Below are 1,004 nucleotides of genomic sequence, written 5' to 3'. Positions count from 1 at the left end.
CGCTCCACTTTCCCCCCAACCGTATGACCTAGAATGGTTTCAGCAACCTCATAGGGAGCATCGGTTGTTTCAGCAAGCCAATCGCGTAAACTAGAACGAAAACCATGGGGACAAGCTTCCAGACCAGTTTTTTTCATGTATTGTAGCATGCTGTTTTGTGCAAGAGGACCGCGACCGGTTGCAGAAAAAAGAAAACCATTGCGATATAAAAGGCTCGCTTGTTTAATCACTTTTAGTGCTTCTGATGATAAAGGAACGCGAAATTCTTCTGTAGCATCGCGTCGTCCTTTCATACTCTCAGCAGGGATAGTCCATATATCCCCATCAATCTGATCTTCACGCATATAACGCAAAGGGCGTGTACGAACACCTGTTAAAATAAGTAAACGCAAAGCCAGTTGTGTCATGGTTGTTGTTTTGCAAAGTGACTGATAAAAGGAAGGCACATCTTTCCAATCCATTGCAGGTAAATTTTGTGCTTTATGGCGTTGCTTCCCTAACAGAGCGCGTGCTTTTATTGTTGCTTGTAAATCAACATCCAATCCTAATGCAGCCGCATGTTTAAGACAAAGATTAAGACGATTTATTGCTTTCTCTGCTGTTGCAGCTTTTGTATGCCATATGGGAGCAAGTACATTGCGTATCTCTGTTTGGGTAATCTCTGAAATGGGAATACAGCCTAATTTGGGGAGAACATAAAGTTGTAAAGGTAGAAACCAGTTCCCAGCCTTGCCATCTCCTTTTAATTCAGCTTTACGACTTTCAAAAGCATCTAAGGCAATGTCTTTTAGATAATGGAGGTTACTTATTGCCTCACGCTTTTGTTTTTCACGTTCTTTAATGGGATCACGCCCCTCATGTAAAACAGAACGCCACCCATTTGCCAATTCACGGGCTTTTTTTAAAGAGACGTTTCTCAATGCTCCTAATCCCATTTCGCGACGACGACCATGAATAGTATAACGATAAAGCCATTGAGCACCCCCATCTTTACGCTTATGAAG

1 protein-coding gene is annotated in these 1,004 nt (G+C 42.3%); it reads right to left on the bottom strand.

What is annotated here, in order from left to right; all coding sequences use genetic code 11:
- The coding region (locus FS875_RS10015) for a tyrosine-type recombinase/integrase (protein ID WP_144756303.1) at positions 1-1,004 on the bottom strand (1,004 nt) is incomplete at both ends.

This window comes from Bartonella saheliensis, assembly GCF_902162175.1.
Note: the sequence above shows the minus strand (reverse complement) of the source record. Positions and strands in the feature narration are given on the sequence as shown.